20 protein-coding genes are annotated in these 14,529 nt (G+C 59.1%); 16 read left to right on the top strand and 4 right to left on the bottom strand.

Annotated features, from left to right (window positions below):
* The first annotated feature begins 32 nt into the window (after positions 1-32).
* From IIY41_RS02625 to IIY41_RS02565, 13 genes are all read left to right on the top strand, one after another.
* Entirely contained in the window at positions 33-671 is a 639-nt protein-coding gene (locus IIY41_RS02625) for an adenylate kinase (protein ID WP_009322258.1), read from the top strand.
* Positions 668-1,426, top strand: a complete 759-nt coding sequence (gene map, locus IIY41_RS02620; protein WP_287399573.1) for a type I methionyl aminopeptidase — start codon at positions 668-670, stop codon at positions 1,424-1,426. Before IIY41_RS02625 ends, map begins: the two co-directional genes overlap by 4 nt.
* A gap of 4 nt (positions 1,427-1,430) precedes the next feature.
* On the top strand, positions 1,431-1,649 hold the full coding sequence (gene infA / locus IIY41_RS02615; RefSeq protein WP_009322260.1) for a translation initiation factor IF-1: 219 nt from the start codon (positions 1,431-1,433) through the stop codon (positions 1,647-1,649).
* A 34-nt stretch (positions 1,650-1,683) separates the two neighbouring features.
* On the top strand, positions 1,684-1,797 hold the full coding sequence (gene rpmJ, locus IIY41_RS02610) for a 50S ribosomal protein L36 (protein WP_009322261.1): 114 nt from the start codon (positions 1,684-1,686) through the stop codon (positions 1,795-1,797).
* A gap of 101 nt (positions 1,798-1,898) precedes the next feature.
* On the top strand, positions 1,899-2,267 hold the full coding sequence (rpsM, locus tag IIY41_RS02605; protein ID WP_009322262.1) for a 30S ribosomal protein S13: 369 nt from the start codon (positions 1,899-1,901) through the stop codon (positions 2,265-2,267).
* Positions 2,268-2,288: 21 nt separating this feature from the next.
* Positions 2,289-2,699, top strand: a complete 411-nt coding sequence (gene rpsK / locus IIY41_RS02600) for a 30S ribosomal protein S11 (RefSeq protein ID WP_009322263.1) — start codon at positions 2,289-2,291, stop codon at positions 2,697-2,699.
* A 17-nt stretch (positions 2,700-2,716) separates the two neighbouring features.
* Positions 2,717-3,343 carry a 30S ribosomal protein S4 gene (rpsD, locus tag IIY41_RS02595; protein WP_009322264.1) on the top strand — a complete coding sequence of 209 codons (627 nt, stop codon included), beginning with the start codon at positions 2,717-2,719 and terminating at the stop codon, positions 3,341-3,343.
* 81 nt (positions 3,344-3,424) lie between these two features.
* The gene (locus tag IIY41_RS02590; protein WP_009322265.1) at positions 3,425-4,378 is read left to right on the top strand and encodes a DNA-directed RNA polymerase subunit alpha; all 954 of its coding nucleotides are present in this window, start codon (positions 3,425-3,427) and stop codon (positions 4,376-4,378) included.
* A 21-nt stretch (positions 4,379-4,399) separates the two neighbouring features.
* A complete protein-coding gene (rplQ, locus tag IIY41_RS02585) occupies positions 4,400-4,741 on the top strand; it encodes a 50S ribosomal protein L17 (protein WP_009322266.1) in 342 nt (113 codons plus the stop codon).
* Between the two features lie 626 nt (positions 4,742-5,367).
* Positions 5,368-6,285, top strand: a complete 918-nt coding sequence (locus tag IIY41_RS02580; RefSeq protein WP_287399570.1) for an AAA family ATPase — start codon at positions 5,368-5,370, stop codon at positions 6,283-6,285.
* Positions 6,282-7,262, top strand: a complete 981-nt coding sequence (locus IIY41_RS02575; RefSeq protein WP_287399568.1) for a DUF58 domain-containing protein — start codon at positions 6,282-6,284, stop codon at positions 7,260-7,262. Before IIY41_RS02580 ends, IIY41_RS02575 begins: the two co-directional genes overlap by 4 nt.
* Positions 7,263-7,401: 139 nt before the next feature.
* Positions 7,402-9,660, top strand: a complete 2,259-nt coding sequence (locus IIY41_RS02570) for a transglutaminase-like domain-containing protein (RefSeq protein ID WP_287399566.1) — start codon at positions 7,402-7,404, stop codon at positions 9,658-9,660.
* Between the two features lie 28 nt (positions 9,661-9,688).
* Complete coding sequence (locus tag IIY41_RS02565) at positions 9,689-10,141, top strand: hypothetical protein (protein ID WP_009322271.1); 453 nt, start codon at positions 9,689-9,691, stop codon at positions 10,139-10,141.
* 67 nt (positions 10,142-10,208) lie between these two features.
* Here the strand turns inward: IIY41_RS02565 and IIY41_RS02560 are convergent, their stop codons facing one another.
* Positions 10,209-10,478 (bottom strand): GNAT family N-acetyltransferase, encoded by a 270-nt coding sequence (locus IIY41_RS02560; RefSeq protein ID WP_009322272.1) that lies wholly within the window; start codon positions 10,476-10,478, stop codon positions 10,209-10,211.
* Between the two features lie 119 nt (positions 10,479-10,597).
* Here IIY41_RS02560 and IIY41_RS02555 point away from each other — a divergent pair, with 119 nt between their 5' ends.
* The 3 genes from IIY41_RS02555 to IIY41_RS02545 are packed head-to-tail and all read left to right on the top strand — an operon-like array spanning position 10,598 to position 12,213.
* Entirely contained in the window at positions 10,598-11,059 is a 462-nt protein-coding gene (locus IIY41_RS02555) for a MarR family winged helix-turn-helix transcriptional regulator (protein WP_009322273.1), read from the top strand.
* On the top strand, positions 11,056-11,601 hold the full coding sequence (locus IIY41_RS02550) for a flavodoxin domain-containing protein (protein ID WP_009322274.1): 546 nt from the start codon (positions 11,056-11,058) through the stop codon (positions 11,599-11,601). The genes IIY41_RS02555 and IIY41_RS02550 overlap by 4 nt, the downstream gene beginning before the upstream one ends.
* Positions 11,602-11,640: 39 nt before the next feature.
* Complete coding sequence (locus IIY41_RS02545; protein WP_155201614.1) at positions 11,641-12,213, top strand: AAA family ATPase; 573 nt, start codon at positions 11,641-11,643, stop codon at positions 12,211-12,213.
* Positions 12,214-12,395: 182 nt separating this feature from the next.
* Here the strand turns inward: IIY41_RS02545 and IIY41_RS02540 are convergent, their stop codons facing one another.
* The 3 genes from IIY41_RS02540 to IIY41_RS02530 are packed head-to-tail and all read right to left on the bottom strand — an operon-like array spanning position 12,396 to position 14,361.
* Positions 12,396-12,668: a hypothetical protein gene (locus tag IIY41_RS02540; RefSeq protein WP_154524070.1), complete on the bottom strand. Its 273-nt coding sequence runs from the start codon at positions 12,666-12,668 to the stop codon at positions 12,396-12,398.
* A 21-nt stretch (positions 12,669-12,689) separates the two neighbouring features.
* Complete coding sequence (locus tag IIY41_RS02535) at positions 12,690-13,304, bottom strand: hypothetical protein (protein WP_055079617.1); 615 nt, start codon at positions 13,302-13,304, stop codon at positions 12,690-12,692.
* 31 nt (positions 13,305-13,335) lie between these two features.
* Positions 13,336-14,361, bottom strand: coding sequence for a DUF4349 domain-containing protein (locus IIY41_RS02530; RefSeq protein ID WP_055079618.1), 1,026 nt, complete (start codon positions 14,359-14,361; stop codon positions 13,336-13,338).
* Positions 14,362-14,529 lie beyond the last annotated feature (168 nt).

Raw genomic sequence — 14,529 nt, 5'->3', positions numbered from 1 at the left:
GCACGGCAAACTGTTGAAGGGGGAAAGGCATTATGAAACTGATCCTTTTAGGCGCGCCCGGCGCCGGTAAGGGCACGCAGGCCGAGATCGTATGCGACAAGCTGAACATCCCGGCCATCAGCACCGGTAACATTCTTCGTGAAGCGATGAAAAACGAAACCGAGATGGGCGTGAAAGCCAAGGCCTTTATCGATTCCGGCGCGCTTGTCCCCGACGACGTGATCATCGGCATCATCAAAGAACGCCTCGCGCAGGACGACTGTAAAAACGGCTTTATTCTGGACGGCGTGCCCCGCACCGTGGCGCAGGCCGAGGCCCTCGAGGAGATGGGCGTCGGCATCGACAAGGTCGTGGACATCGAAGTTTCGGACGAGCGTATCATCCAGCGGCTGTCCGGCCGCCGGGTGTGCTCGGCCTGCGGGGCGAGCTACCACACCACGGCCAAGCCGTCCGTCAAGCCCGATGTGTGTGACCGCTGCGGCGGCGCGCTGATCGTGCGCAAGGACGACGAGCCGGCCACCATTCTCGAACGCCTGAAGGTCTATCACGAGCTTACCGAGCCGCTGGTGGATTTTTACCGCGAACGGGGCAAGCTGGTGGTGGTGGAAGGGCAGGAAGAAGTGGCCGATACCACAAGGCTCCTGCTTGAGAAGCTGGGGGTCAGCCTGTGATCCTCGTTAAAACAGCAAAAGAAGTCGAGGCCATGAAGCCGGCCTGCCAGATTTCGGCAGAGGCGCTGCGGCTGGGCGGCGAGGCCGTCAAGCCGGGCGTTACGACGGCTCAGATCGACAAGATCATTTACGATTATATCGTCAGCCAGGGAGCCCGGCCCAATTTCAAGGGCCTGGGCGGTTTCCCGGGCAGCGCATGCATCTCTGTGAACGACGTCGTTATCCACGGCATTCCGTCCCATGGCATCGTGCTGCACGAAGGCGATATCGTCAGCATCGACACAGGCGCCGCCGTCCATGGCTGGAACGGCGACAACGCCGCCACGTTCGCGTGCGGCGAAGTTTCCGAAACGGCGCAGCGCTTGATGGACGTTACGAAGGAGGCGCTGATGCGCGGCATTGCGGCCGCGCAGACAGGCAACCGTGTGGGCGACATCAGCGCGGCGGTGCAGCAGTACGTGGAGGACGCCGGCTTTTTCGTCGTGCGCACCTACGTCGGCCACGGCGTGGGCCGCGAGCTGCACGAAGACCCGGAGGTGCCGAACTTCGGCACGGCGGGGCGCGGGCCGCGCCTCGTGAACGGGATGGTGCTTGCCATCGAACCGATGGTAAACGAAAAAAGCCACGTCGTAAAAACCATGTCAGACGGATGGACGACCAAGACCGTTGACGGCGGCCTCGCGGCTCATTTTGAGCATACGATCGCCATCACGCCGAACGGGCCGGTCATCCTCACACAGCCAAGGAGGGTGTAGAAGCTTGTCCAAAGAAGACGTCATCGAAGTAGAAGGTGTCGTGGTAGAGGCCATGCCCAATGCGATGTTCCTTGTGGAGATCCAGGGCGGGCACCGCCTGCTGGCACACATTTCCGGCAAGCTGCGCATGAACTTCATCCGCATCCTGCCGGGAGACAAAGTCACACTTGAGATGAGCCCCTACGATTTGACGAAGGGCCGCATCACATGGCGCTCGAAGTAACCATTCAGGGCGCAGCTTGAAGGAGGTACCAAGTATGAAGGTGAAACCTTCCGTGAAACCGATTTGCGAAAAGTGCAAAGTCATCAAGCGCAAAGGCCGCGTCATGGTGATTTGCCAGAACCCGAAGCACAAACAGCGCCAGGGTTAATCGACAAACAGCATTCCAGCCGCACAAGGACGTTCTTATCCCGCCGGCCTTCTGCGGCATGATCCACCAAGGGGATAAATAAATCAGGAGGTGCTAAAACCATGGCACGTATCGCCGGAGTTGACTTGCCCAAGGAAAAGCGAGTCGAAATTGGCCTCACTTATATCTACGGCATTGGCCGCAGTGCTGCGGACGAGATCCTCGCCGCCACGAAGATCAATCCCGATACCCGAGTGAAGGACCTGACCAAGGACGAAGAAGCGCTTATCCGTGACTACATTGATAAAAACTTCACCGTTGAGGGCGACCTGCGCCGTAACACCGCGCTCGACATCAAACGCCTTGTCGAGATCCAGTGCTACCGTGGCACGCGTCACCGCAAGGGCTTGCCCGTGCGCGGCCAGCGTTCCAAAACGAACGCCCGTACCCGCAAAGGTCCGAAGCGCACTGTAGCCAACAAGAAGAAGTAATCCAACAAGGAGGACAGTTAGATGGCAACAAAAGCCGCTGCTAAAAAAGGCGCCCCCGTGCGTGGCAAACGCCGTGAGCGCAAAAATATTGAACGTGGCTGCGCGCATATCCAGAGCACATTCAATAACACCATTGTTACCATTACGGACGTGCAGGGCAATGCCGTGTCTTGGGCCAGCGCAGGCGGCCTGGGCTTCCGCGGTTCCCGCAAGAGCACGCCGTTTGCCGCGCAGACTGCTGCCGAGACGGCCGCCCGCGCCGCGATGGAGCATGGCATGAAGTCGGTAGAAGTTTATGTGAAAGGCCCTGGTTCCGGCCGTGAAGCCGCTATCCGTGCTTTGCAGGCCACCGGCTTGGAGGTAAATATGATCAAGGACGTTACCCCCATTCCGCATAACGGCTGCCGCCCGCCCAAGCGCCGCCGCATTTAATTGAAGGAGGAAAAACAATGGCAAGATATACAGGCGCAGTTTGCCGCCAGTGCCGTCGTGAGAACCAGAAGCTCTTCCTGAAGGGCGACCGCTGCTACTCCGACAAATGCGCGCTCGCCCGCCGCAGCTTCGTGCCGGGCCAGCACGGCCAGAACCAGGCCCGTAAGAAGGTCTCTGAATACGGCCTGCAGCTGCGCGCGAAACAGAAAGCAAAACGCTATTACGGTGTTCTGGAGAGCCAGTTCGCCCATTACTTTGAAATGGCCGAGCGCAAATCCGGCATCACCGGTGAGAATCTGCTTAGGATCCTTGAAAGCAGACTGGACAATATCGTCTACCGCGCGGGCTTTGCGATGAGCCGCAAGGAAGCCCGCCAGCTGGTGCTGCACCGTCACTTTACCGTGAACGGCCAGACCGTGAACATCCCCTCCTACCTCGTGAAAGAGGGCGACAAGGTCGCCGTCCGCACCACGGACTGCGACAAGATCAAAGAGTGCATCGAGAAGAACAGCGCCCGCCCCGTGCCTGCGTGGCTGGACAAGGACGCTGAGAAGATGACTGTCAACGTCACGAAGCTGCCCGAGCGTGCCGACATCGATTTCGACATCGAGGAGCACCTCATCGTCGAGCTGTACTCCAAATAATCCCCGTGATCCTCATCACCGTATGCGAACATTTTGGCAGGCGGCGTGCCGCCGCCTGCCTGAACTAAGGAGGGTTTTAGAATGATGGAGATTGAGAGACCCAAGATCGATACCGCCAGCCTTTCCGCAGACGGCCGTTACGGCAAATTCGTCGTGGAGCCGCTGGAGCGCGGTTTCGGTACCACCTTGGGCAACAGCCTGCGGCGTGTGCTGCTTTCCAGCCTGCCGGGCGTGGCAGTCACCAGCATTAAAATCGACGGGGTAGTCCATGAGTTCTCCACGATCGAGGGCGTGAAGGAAGACGTTACCGAGATCGTCCTGAACGTCAAAGGCATCACCGCAAAGCTTTATTCCGATACCCCGAAAACCGTTCGCATCGAAGCGAGCGGTGAGGGCGAGGTAACTGCCGGCAGCATCCAGCAGGATGCGGAGATCGAGGTGCTGAACCCTGATTGGCACATTGCGACCCTGGCGGACGGCGCGAAGCTCATCATGGAGCTTGTGTTCGACAAGGGCCGCGGTTATGTCCCGGCGGAACGCAACAAGCAGGCTGCGGAGCAGGCTTCCCTGAACGCTCTGCCTGTCGACAGCATCTATACCCCTGTACTCAAGGTGAATTACACGGTGGAGAACACCCGCGTGGGCCAGATCACCGACTACGACAAGCTGACGCTTGAGGTCTGGACGGACGGCACGATCAGCGCGAAGGAGGCCGTGAGCCTTGCCGCGCGTATCATGACCGAGCATCTGAACCTGTTCGTCACGCTTTCGCAGGAGGCGATGGACGCCGAGATCATGGTGGAAAAGGACGACAAGGGCAAGGAAAAGGCTCTCGAGATGACCATTGAGGAGCTGGACCTTTCCGTGCGTTCCTTCAACTGCCTGAAGCGCGCCGGCATCAATACCGTGGAAGACCTGATCAACAAATCCGAAGACGAGATGATGAAAGTGCGCAACCTCGGCCGCAAGAGCCTGGAGGAAGTTATGGCGAAACTGGATTCCCTCGGCTTTACCCTTACAAAAGACGACGAGTAAACTGCAAAGGAGTGAAATGGGATGCCCGGTACAAGAAAACTTGGCAGAACCAGCGACCACCGCAAGGCGATGCTCCGCGCTATGGTGACTTTCCTGTTTGAGACAGGCAAGATCGAGACCACGGCGACGCGTGCAAAGGAAGTGCGCGCGATGGCGGAGAAGATGGTGACCCTCGGCAAGCGTGAAGACCTGCATGCGAAGCGTCAGGTGTACGGCTTCATCACGAAAGAGAGCGTGGCAAAGAAGGTCATCGACGAGATCGGCCCGAAATACGCCGACCGCGACGGCGGTTACACCCGTATCATCAAGACTGGTGTGCGCCGCGGCGACGCCGCCGAAATGGCGATCATCGAACTGGTTTAAGTTCTGTTTAAAACATCCCTCGTGCAGGAAATCGGCACGGGGGATGTTTTTATTGATTACGGAAACCACCGGCTCTGCCGGTGGAGGTGTCCCGTAAAAAGCTTTAGCTTCAAGCATCGAGCGAAGCGAGCTGCTAACAGAAAGCTTTCAATAATAGAAAGCTTCCGTTAGAACAGCAATCGCCCATTTACGGGCTGTGGGGCAAGTTATGCAAGCGAAATAAATTTCAGTGCGTCTTAAGACGCTTGTCGGTAATAGGCTCTTATAGAGCCTACTCAAGCCACCAGCTTAGCTGGTGGTTATGACTGCGCAATAAAAGCCCCGTCCTGACGGCCATATGGGCCGGAGCGGCCGCAGGCCATTTTTTATTGCCCCGCAATAAAAAAGCTTATCCCGATGGCCGCGGGCCGGGGACGGCCCGCATGGCCTGAAAAATAGCCTGCGGTTATTTTTCAAATATTGCTGCACAGCGGATATACAGCCTTTACCATCCTGCAATATTTGGCCTTTGCGCGCTGCGGTGCGAAAACTTTTACATGTTTGGACAGGTAGCAATGGCCCCTGCGGTGGCGGGGGCTGTCGTTTTATGATAAAATGTAGAAAATCGGGAGCGGGGAAGTGCGGATATGGCGGGCATCGGCAAAGTAATGGACGAAGTAAAAAAGGCTGTGGTGGGTAAGGATGCGGTGCTGCTGCGTGCGGTGCTGGCCATCCTTGCGGGCGGCCATATTTTGCTGGAGGATGTGCCGGGCGTAGGTAAGACAACGATGGCGCTGGCTTTTTCCAAGGCGCTGGGCCTGCGCTATAACCGTATGCAGTTCACGCCGGACGTGCTGCCCTCAGATGTGACGGGTTTCTCTCTTTACAACAAAGCTGTGGGGAAAATGGAATACCAGCCCGGCGCCGTGCTGTGCAACCTGTTCCTGGCCGATGAGCTGAACCGTGCGACCAGCCGCACACAGGCCGCACTGTTGGAGGCCATGGAGGAGGGGCAAGTGACCGTGGACGGCGTAACGCATGCGCTGCCCCGCCCTTTTATCGTTATTGCAACACAGAATCCCGCCGGAGCGTCGGGGACGCAGCTTTTGCCGGATTCCCAGATGGACCGGTTTATGGTGAAGTTGTCCCTCGGATACCCGGAACCGCAGGATGAGCTGCGCATGCTGCGCCGGAAACAGAAGGGCAATCCCCTGGATGGCGTGCAGCAGGCTCTGGACAAGGCCGGGCTGGCGGCGCTGCGCGCACAGACAGACCAGGTCTATGTGAGCGACGAAGTACTGGACTATATTGTACGGCTCGTGGCGGGAACAAGGACCTTGCCGGAACTGGTACAGGGGGCGAGCCCGCGCGCCACACTGGCTGTGGCCGCTATGGCAAAGGCCGCGGCGCTTGCCCGGGGCGCGGATTATGTCACGCCTGCGGATGTGCGGCGCATCTTTCACTGTACGGTGGCACACCGGTTGATCCCCGCGCCGCAGACAAGGGATGTGGACGCGCTGCTGGACGATCTGATGCGCAGTATAAGCGCGCCGCAGCTCAAATGAGGGTGTGGGCGGCGCGCACGGTCTATGGGTTGGCGCTGGGCGGGGCCGTGCTGTTTTATTGCTTTTATTTCGGCCAATTGGCATGGTATGTTCTGATGCTGGCCGTCTGCCTGCCTTTGTTTTCCCTTGTGGTAAGCCTTCCGGCGATGCTGACAGCGGGTATCGTGCTGCACGCGCCCGCGGCGGTAGAGCGGGAAAAAACCTGTGTTTTACAGGTATATATGCTGGGATGGATGCCTGCCGCGCGTATGGAAGTACGTATTTCGGTGGAGGACCGGACGCATCCGGGCCAGGACTGTGCGCGGTGGCTTCACTTGCGCGGGGAGGCTCCTGCGGAATGGGATCTGGACACTGCGCACTGCGCGGCACTGCGGTGCAGCGTGCGGCGTGCGTGGGTATATGATTATCTGGGCCTGTTCCGCCTGCCTGTGCGCAGGCCGGGCGCGGTCATTGTCACCGTGCGGCCGCGGCCCGTTGCCCTTTCGCCGGAGCCGCCGCTGCCGGGGGCCGTATCCGGCGGACCGATGAAGCCCCGGGTGGGCGCGTATGCCGAGGAGCATGAGCTGCGGCCCTACCGCCCGGGAGACCCTATGCGCACGGTTCACTGGAAGCTGACGGCAAAAACAGGGGAGATGATCGTCCGGGAGGCGCTGGTGCCCTGCCGGGCGCGCGCCCTTCTGCTGGTGGAGAGGCGGGGCGGCCCTGACGCGCTGGACCGGGTATTGGAGCATTTGTGCTGGTTGTCCGCGCGTCTGACGCAGCAGGGAGTGTCTCACACTGTGTTGTGGCCCGGTGAAAACGGCGTGGTGCACACGGCGCTGGTGGATGAGGCCGGGCAGTTGGATGCGCTGCTGTACCGTCTTTTGGCTGAACCGGCGGACGGTGCGGACGGCTGGGCGCCGGGTTGGGCGCCGCCGCAGGCGGAATGGAGCTATACCCTGCGCGCGGAAAAGGAGGCGGCGGATGATGCGGGATAAACGGCGAAAGGCGCCCGGTATTTCGCTTTCTGCTGCGGGGCGGCATACCCGCCTTGCCCCGGGGCACGCCGGCGCCGGAAAAGCCGGGACGCCCTTTTGGCGCAGGACAGACCGGCACAACGCTCCAAGAAAAGCGCCGTTGTGGAGCGCGCTTTCCAGCCTTTTGTTGTTGTGGCTGGGCGTGGGAGGAACGGTATTTGCCGTTATCACAGGCTTTGACCTGCCGGTTGGGCGCGGAGCGGTAGCGCTGAGCTGTGCGGCGGTTCCGGCTGTTGTATGGTTTTTGGCGCTGCCGCTGCGTGCGGCGCGCCTGCTGCGCCTTCCTGCGCTGCTGCTGGGAGCGGCGCTCCTGGCGTCCGCAGGGGAAAACGCCCTGCGCGGTGCGGTTTTGACTGCACAGAATATCACACAGGCGTACCATGCATATTTTCCGGCGGTCCCCGTGTGGTTTTCCGATGTGCCAATGACGTTGGAAAACCGTTCCCTGACAATATTTTTTTGTGCTTATGCGGCGATTTTGGCGGGGTTGCTGGGCGCGGCTCTGCTGTGGCAGCGTTCGGCTTTGTTTTCGGCCGCGCTGACAGTGCCGCCGTTTTGCCTGCCGCTGGTAGTAACGCAGGCTGCCGCGCCCGTTCCGCAGCTGATGTGCCTGTTGTTTTGGACGCTGCTGCTGCTGACACATGCGCTGCGGCGCTCCAGCCCGGCGCAGGCCGGCCGTGTTACCTGGGGCCTGTTGGCGCCCGCTCTGGCGCTGCTGCTGGGGCTGCAGATTTTTCTGCCGGACAGAGACTTTATCCGGCCGTCCTGGGCGGGCAGGATGCAACGGGACGTGATCGCTCTGGTGCAGGGAAATACGCCGTCTGCATTGCCGTGGCGTGCATCCTCCGGCGGCGGACTGCGGCTGGAGACAGCAGGTCCCCGTGTTTACACAGGCCGTACAGTGCTGCGGGTGGAATGCGGAATTGACGGTGTGTTTTATCTGCGCGGCGCGTCCGCCGGTGATTATACGGGCCGTGCATGGAAGGATTGCAGCCTGGGTGCGGTGCAGCTTGCGGCGGAGGGCACAGAGCCTGCGCCGCACCCGCTGCAGTTGCCCGCTCTGAACCTGGGGGCGCTGGGCGGCGAAGGCGAGCAGATGACGGTGACAAGCGTCGGAGATGGTACGGATCTGTGCTATCTGCCGTACTATCCTTTGGCTGTGCCGGGGATGACATATGTTTCCGATGGCAGTGTGACGCATGATTTGGACACGCAGAGCTGGACAACGGAATTTTACGGCGAATATTGGCTGGCGGGCGTACCGCCGGATGAGCAGGAATGGACGGAACAACGGATCTATTTGGAACTGCCGCTGCTGCCGGAGCTGGAACAGCCGGAGCGCTTTTATAGAGAGGCCGTCTATCGGGAATATACCGCGCTGCCCGCGGATACGGCGCAGGCAATGCAGGCGCTGGCGGCGAGGGCGGGCATCCGCACCGACGGCGGCACGGCAGAGACAGCCCGGCAGGTGGCGCAATACATCGGAAGTGCGGCCCGGTACAGTCTGGATACGCCTGTCCAGCCGCGGGATGAAGACTTTGTGCTGCATTTTCTGACGCAGTCCCGCCAGGGTTACTGCGTGCATTTTGCCTCGGCAGCAGCGGTTATGCTGCGCGCGCTGGATATCCCGGCACGGTATGTGAGCGGTTATGTCGCTGTTGTACAGGGCGGCAGGGCCGATGTGCCGGACAGCGCCGCCCATGCATGGGTGGAATATTATCTGGACGGCTTCGGCTGGCTGCCTTTGGAAGCGACGCCGGGTTTTGCGCGCGAAACCAGTGTGCTGCCGGAGGCATTGCTTTCCGGTGAAGGCGTGCCGGAGAACGGGGAAAGCAATGCCTCCTCCCGCGACACTGCGTCATCCGAAACGGAAGGACGAAAGGAACAGGGAGCAGACCCTGCGGTGAACGGCCCGGACCGCGCGCCGGGAACAGAACGCTCCGAAGAGGAGCCGGGCGGGGCCCGGCCGGACACGTCGGGGCCGGCGGCCGCGGGGGCGGATTCGTGGCAGCTGCCGGTGCAGGCGCTGTGGCTGCTGGCGCTGCCCGCATTGGCGGCTGCCGTATGGCTGCGCCGCCGCCTTGTGTTGGCGCGCAGGGCGCGCAGGATGCAGGGCCCTGCCCGCAGCCGGGCGGCGCTGGACACGTGGGTCTATCTGGAACGGCTGTGCCGGGGCGCTGCGCCGCCGCCCGCGCGTCTGAGGGAACTGGCGGAAAAAGCAAAGTTCAGCAATCATGTGCTGACACCGGAGGAGCTTGGGGCGCTGACCGAATATGCCGGCCAATGCGCGGCCCGACGGGAGAAAGAGAGCGGGCCGCTGCGCCGTTTTTGGGAAAAATGGATCTTATGCCTGTACTGACCGCAAAAAGAAAGGAGAAGGCTTCGGAATGGAGCATGAGCAAATTGCAGCGCAGGTGAAAAAGCTGACAGGGAAGAACAACGACGCCGCATATGCAGCCCTGTGTACGCTGGAGGCGGAAAGTGAAGCTTCGGCCGCGGTGTGTGTCTTTTGGGATGCTTTTGCGGCAATGCTGGACGATAAACGCACTTATGTACGCATGCGGGGCATGGTCCTGCTGGCATGCAACGCACAGTGGGCGGGCCCTGAGCAGGTAATGGAGATGCTGGAGCGGTATCTTGCCCACATCACAGACGAAAAGGCGGCCGCTGCACGCTGGTGCGTTCAACGGCTGCCCCAGTTTGCAGCAGCCTGCCCGGGCTGCTTTCCGCGAGCCAGACAGGCGCTCCTGTGCGCGGACCTTTCCCGTTACTCCGAAAGCATGGCCTCTTTGCTGGAACGGGATATTCGCGCCGCTCTGAAGCGGCTGCCGGAGAAATAAAACAGAAAACGCGCTTTCCCCAAAGCGGATGTCCGTTTCAGGGAAGGCGCGTTTTGGGTATGAGCGTTCAGCGAAGCACGTCGGCATATTCCGGATGCTGGCCGAACCATTTTTTTGCATAGCTGCAGGTGGGGATGGCTTTGCGGCCCGTTTCGCGCAAAGAGCGGGCGATGCGTTCCATCATCTGTGCGGCAACACCCTGCCCGCGCAGCGCTTCGTCGACGAAGGTGTGGTCAATGTTTACAACGCCCGGCGCGAATTCAGGAAAAGTGGCCTCTGCCAGCAGCTGGCCCTCCTGCACATATGCAATACGGTTTTCCGTCAGAATGAACGGCATACAAATCACCTCTCTGTCCATAGTATAGCACAAATCGCGCGGAACTTGACAATTTTTTATTTGTGTAATATATTACATAAAAATGTAATATGTTATATAAATTCAGAAGGAGACTTTGCATGGAGCTGAAAAATTATCCCGCACCCTATGTGCTTTTTGGCTCGCTGCTGGCAATGGGAAACCGCCTGCAAGCCGCCGGGGACCGGTTTTACGATGAGATCACGACAAAGCAGTGGTTTGTGCTGGCGGTGCTGGAGAACTTTTCAGCTCCGCCAACACTGGGCGAGCTGGCGCGCGGTGTGGGAAGTTCGCATCAAAACGTGAAGCAGCTGGTTTTGAAGCTGCAGCAAAAGGGATATGTGGCTCTGGCGCAGGACGGGCGGGACGCACGCAAGAACCGCGTGCACCGAACCCCAAAGTGCGCGGAGCTGCCGGAAAAATACGGCGCACGCCAGCAGGAATTTATGCGGGCGCTGTATACAGGCATCCGTGCAGACGAGGCTGAACAGGCTGCCGGAGTGCTGGCCCGTATGCTGCAAAACCTGGAGAAGATGCAAACGGTGGAGGAGGGGTTGGAATGAAAACGCTGGTGGTATACCGTTCCCATTATGGCAGTACACGCCGGTATGCTCAATGGCTGGCACAGGCGCTGGATGCCGATGCTGCGGAGGAAAGGCAGGCGGACGCGCGCCTTGTGCAGAACTATGAATGCGTGATATTTGGCGGCGGCCTGTATGCGGGGAGCATTGCCGGCGCTGCGCGTATGGCAAAGCTGTATGGCGCATTGCAGGGGAAACGTCTGGCAATGTTTACAGTGGGGCTGTCGGACCCGAGCGACCCGGAAAATGTGAAAAAGATCATGCAGGATGCGGCCCGGGCCTTTACGCCGGAAATGCTGGAGAATATCTGCTTTTTCCACCTGCGCGGCGGGATGGATTACCGGAATATGAGGCCTGTACACAAGGCGATGATGGCAATGCTGAAAAAAATGCTGCTGAAAAAACCGGAGAGCGAGCGCAGTACGGAAGAAAAAGGGCTGCTGGCCGCATATGACAGGCCGGTGGACTTTACAGACAGGGCCGCGCTTGCCCCGCTTATCGCCTGGTGCAGGGACGAAGCATAACGCCGTCGGGCCGTAAGCCAAACGGAGCGACGGCAGAAAATGAAGGGCCATAGAAGTGGGGCGAAACAGAAAATCGGGTTAACGGTGGGTTTTGTGGGAACAGGAATTGTGATATGCGGATTAAACGGTGCTGGAAAGAGTACATTGGGAAAAGCGCTTGCTGAGAAATTGGATTTTTATTTTATAGATAATGAAGATCTGTTTTTCCCTAAGACAGACCCAAATTATATCTATGCTTCTCCACGCACGCGTGAGGAGGCTGAAAAAATGCTTTTTCATGCGATTAAGGTACATGAAAATTTTGTTTTTGCTGCTGTAAAAGGAGATTATGGAGAAGCGATTTATCCCTTTTTTCAGTATGCTGTATTGATTGATACTCCAAAGGACATTCGGGTGCAACGGGTTAAAAAGCGCTCTTTTCAGAAGTTTGGCAATAGAATGCTGCCAGGTGGAGATTTGCATGAACAGGAAGAAAAGTTTTTTGAGTTTGTTACATCCAGACCAGAGAGTACGGTTGAAGAATGGATACAGCTATTAAGTTGTCCTATCCTAAGAATTGACGGAACAAAACCCGTTGAAGAAAATGTAGATTTTATCATAAATCAGATATAAAAAGTGTATTTCAGTTTATAACTGTCCTCCTTGCGCGGGCGCAAAAAGCACCATCTAAAGAATTTACTTTAGATGGTGCTTTTCTGTGAATTTTTAGGGACAAAATCCGATGCTCGTCATCTATGCAGATGTGGGATTGATTACTTCTTTACGGAGAGGGCTCCAAACGGAGCCTTTTTGCATTATCCCTGGGGGAATTCTTCCTTGCTTTCCAGCTTGCTGGCCACCGTGTGCGGAGATTCCCACACGCCGTTGGCGCAGGGCGTCTGCTCCTGCTGCGTGTAGTACAGCGGCGGACGAAGGTTGCCGTCCCGCAGCGCTTGCATGCGCCGCTGGGCGTGAGCGGGCAGCACAGCGCTGCCGTCCGTATGCCCCGTGCTTTTTTCGGGAGTGTTGTGCACATCGTTGGGTTTGTTGTGGACTTCTCCGTGATATAAACTGCTTAATATACTCATAGTAATATTTCGCCTCCACAGTTAGGATTCCCCCGAAGTCCGTGGATATGCGCACATCTGCGAAGGCTCGACAGTATTTTCCGTGAGGGTGAAGCAGGCGGTCACCCAAGCGTCCTCCGGCAGGCAGCCCCGGCCATAATCCTCCAGCTGGAGACCCAGGCGGTATGTGCCGGGAGTAAGCGCCGGGTACCACTCCAACGGAAAGCGGCCGGAACGTTCTGTTTCGAGCGGATCGGCTGTTCCGCAGAAGACGGCATCGCAGGGGACAGCCTCCCAGCCGCCATCCGTCCAGCGTTCCAGGCGGGGAATGAGTATGACGCCCAGCTCCAGCCCGCTGGTGTTGGTGATGGTGTAGGAGATAGAGCTGTCTCTTTCCGCAAGGCCGGACGCATCGGAAGAAGCTTCCCCAGGCGGCGGAAGGTTTTCGGCGGACAGCATCAGCGTCACGGCACCCTCCGCCAGCAGGATCGACCCGTCTTCCGCAGGCAGAGCGTCGGCGCTGGAGGCGGAAATGCTTTCGTCCATGGGAGGCCTGTCGCCGAATGCGGAGGCGGAAGCCGCGCCTTGCGGCGCGCATGCAGCCAGCAGCAAAGCAGGGCAAAGCACACAAGCTGCAGCGAATGTCGTGCGTTTCATGGAACTGCCCTCCCGGTGTACTTTTGTACGTTTATTTGTATTTGGGCGGTGTGGACGGCGGAGCGTCTTTGCCTGTTTCAGCCTCATTGCCGTTCTGCGGCGCATAGTCGGCGGGCGTGCGGGGTGCAGGAGCCGGGCGGCCGGCCAGCCTTTTTTTATGAAGGCGGACGGCCGCGCGTGCGGCCGTCACGGCCACTGCGGCCAGTACGGCCAACACCAGCAGCGTGGGCAGCGCAGCGACAAAGCCCACGGCAAAGTCCTGTGCACCGTAGCCGAAGTCGCGCCAGCTGCGGCGGAAGGCGTCGGATACGCGGTCGCCGAACGTCTCGGTTTTTTCGGTGATCTGCTTTACCTCCTCTACCGTTACATCTACGGTAGAATAAGAAATCAGATCGTCATAGGTGCGCTGCTGGGCGGTATAGCTCTCGATCTGGTACTGCACTTCTGTGAGCTGGTTCTGGATGGCGAGCAGCGTTTCCAGATCACCGGCCTGCTCCATCATCGCGTACAGGCGCTCCTCCTGCAGCTTCAGGCTTTTCAGGCGGGCCTCCACATCCACATAAGCGCTGGTCACATCCTGGGTGGATTCCTGCTTGCTCACCAGGTTGCCGGCGCTGCCGGCGCCCTCCAGAAAGACGCTGTATTGCTCTGCCGGGATGCGGAACTGATAATATGCGGTGCGGTATGCACCCTCGTAAGCGGGCGTATCGATGTTGGTGGAGGAGACATATCCGCCGCAGGACTGGGCGGCCCGCGCCAGCGCCGTACAGGTGGCGTTGAAGTCCAGCGCTTCGATGGAGAGCGTGGCGTTCAGGATGATCTTCCGCCCGTCCTGGGGCAGCAGATCCGCGCTGTTCTGCACGGCGTCGGACGGGTCCGAGGTCCCGGCCGCTTCGGCGGCGGTTCCGCCTGCATCCGCGGCATATGCCTGGGGCGCGCTGTCCATCGAGGAATAAGAAGCACGGGCCGCGGCCGTGCTGCTGGCCGCGCCTCCGCATCCCGCCAGAGAGGCGGCGAGCGCCAGTGAAAAAAGAATACTGAACAACGTCTTTTTCATCGAGTTCCCTTCCTTTCTGTGTCAGGTTCTGCTACTCTATATACGGCGTACAAGCCGCAGATATTGCGTCGGAACGATGTCAAATCGTTATCAAATTTGTAACAAGCGTGTATTTTTTGGCGTGCGCACTCGCGGCAGGGAGAAAAACATGCTATACTGGAACACGTA

It is taken from the genome of Ruthenibacterium sp., from assembly GCF_017421385.1.
Classification (GTDB): domain Bacteria; phylum Bacillota; class Clostridia; order Oscillospirales; family Ruminococcaceae; genus Ruthenibacterium; species Ruthenibacterium lactatiformans.
The sequence above is the reverse complement of the archived record's forward strand: the minus strand, read 5'-3'. Positions and strand labels throughout refer to the sequence as shown.

Bases quoted from the DNA above. Each gene is read 5' to 3' on its own strand.
- IIY41_RS02625 (WP_009322258.1), top strand. From the start codon at position 33: ATGAAACTGATCCTTTTAGGCGCGCCCGGCGCCGGTAAGGGCACGCAG.
- rpmJ (WP_009322261.1), top strand. From the start codon at position 1,684: ATGAAGGTGAAACCTTCCGTGAAACCGATTTGCGAAAAGTGCAAAGTC.
- rpsM (WP_009322262.1), top strand. From the start codon at position 1,899: ATGGCACGTATCGCCGGAGTTGACTTGCCCAAGGAAAAGCGAGTCGAA.
- rpsK (WP_009322263.1), top strand. From the start codon at position 2,289: ATGGCAACAAAAGCCGCTGCTAAAAAAGGCGCCCCCGTGCGTGGCAAA.
- rpsD (WP_009322264.1), top strand. From the start codon at position 2,717: ATGGCAAGATATACAGGCGCAGTTTGCCGCCAGTGCCGTCGTGAGAAC.
- IIY41_RS02590 (WP_009322265.1), top strand. From the start codon at position 3,425: ATGATGGAGATTGAGAGACCCAAGATCGATACCGCCAGCCTTTCCGCA.
- rplQ (WP_009322266.1), top strand. From the start codon at position 4,400: ATGCCCGGTACAAGAAAACTTGGCAGAACCAGCGACCACCGCAAGGCG.
- IIY41_RS02580 (WP_287399570.1), top strand. From the start codon at position 5,368: ATGGCGGGCATCGGCAAAGTAATGGACGAAGTAAAAAAGGCTGTGGTG.
- IIY41_RS02575 (WP_287399568.1), top strand. From the start codon at position 6,282: ATGAGGGTGTGGGCGGCGCGCACGGTCTATGGGTTGGCGCTGGGCGGG.
- IIY41_RS02565 (WP_009322271.1), top strand. From the start codon at position 9,689: ATGGAGCATGAGCAAATTGCAGCGCAGGTGAAAAAGCTGACAGGGAAG.
- IIY41_RS02560 (WP_009322272.1), bottom strand. From the start codon at position 10,478: ATGCCGTTCATTCTGACGGAAAACCGTATTGCATATGTGCAGGAGGGC.
- IIY41_RS02555 (WP_009322273.1), top strand. From the start codon at position 10,598: ATGGAGCTGAAAAATTATCCCGCACCCTATGTGCTTTTTGGCTCGCTG.
- IIY41_RS02550 (WP_009322274.1), top strand. From the start codon at position 11,056: ATGAAAACGCTGGTGGTATACCGTTCCCATTATGGCAGTACACGCCGG.
- IIY41_RS02545 (WP_155201614.1), top strand. From the start codon at position 11,641: ATGAAGGGCCATAGAAGTGGGGCGAAACAGAAAATCGGGTTAACGGTG.
- IIY41_RS02540 (WP_154524070.1), bottom strand. From the start codon at position 12,668: ATGAGTATATTAAGCAGTTTATATCACGGAGAAGTCCACAACAAACCC.
- IIY41_RS02535 (WP_055079617.1), bottom strand. From the start codon at position 13,304: ATGAAACGCACGACATTCGCTGCAGCTTGTGTGCTTTGCCCTGCTTTG.
- IIY41_RS02530 (WP_055079618.1), bottom strand. From the start codon at position 14,361: ATGAAAAAGACGTTGTTCAGTATTCTTTTTTCACTGGCGCTCGCCGCC.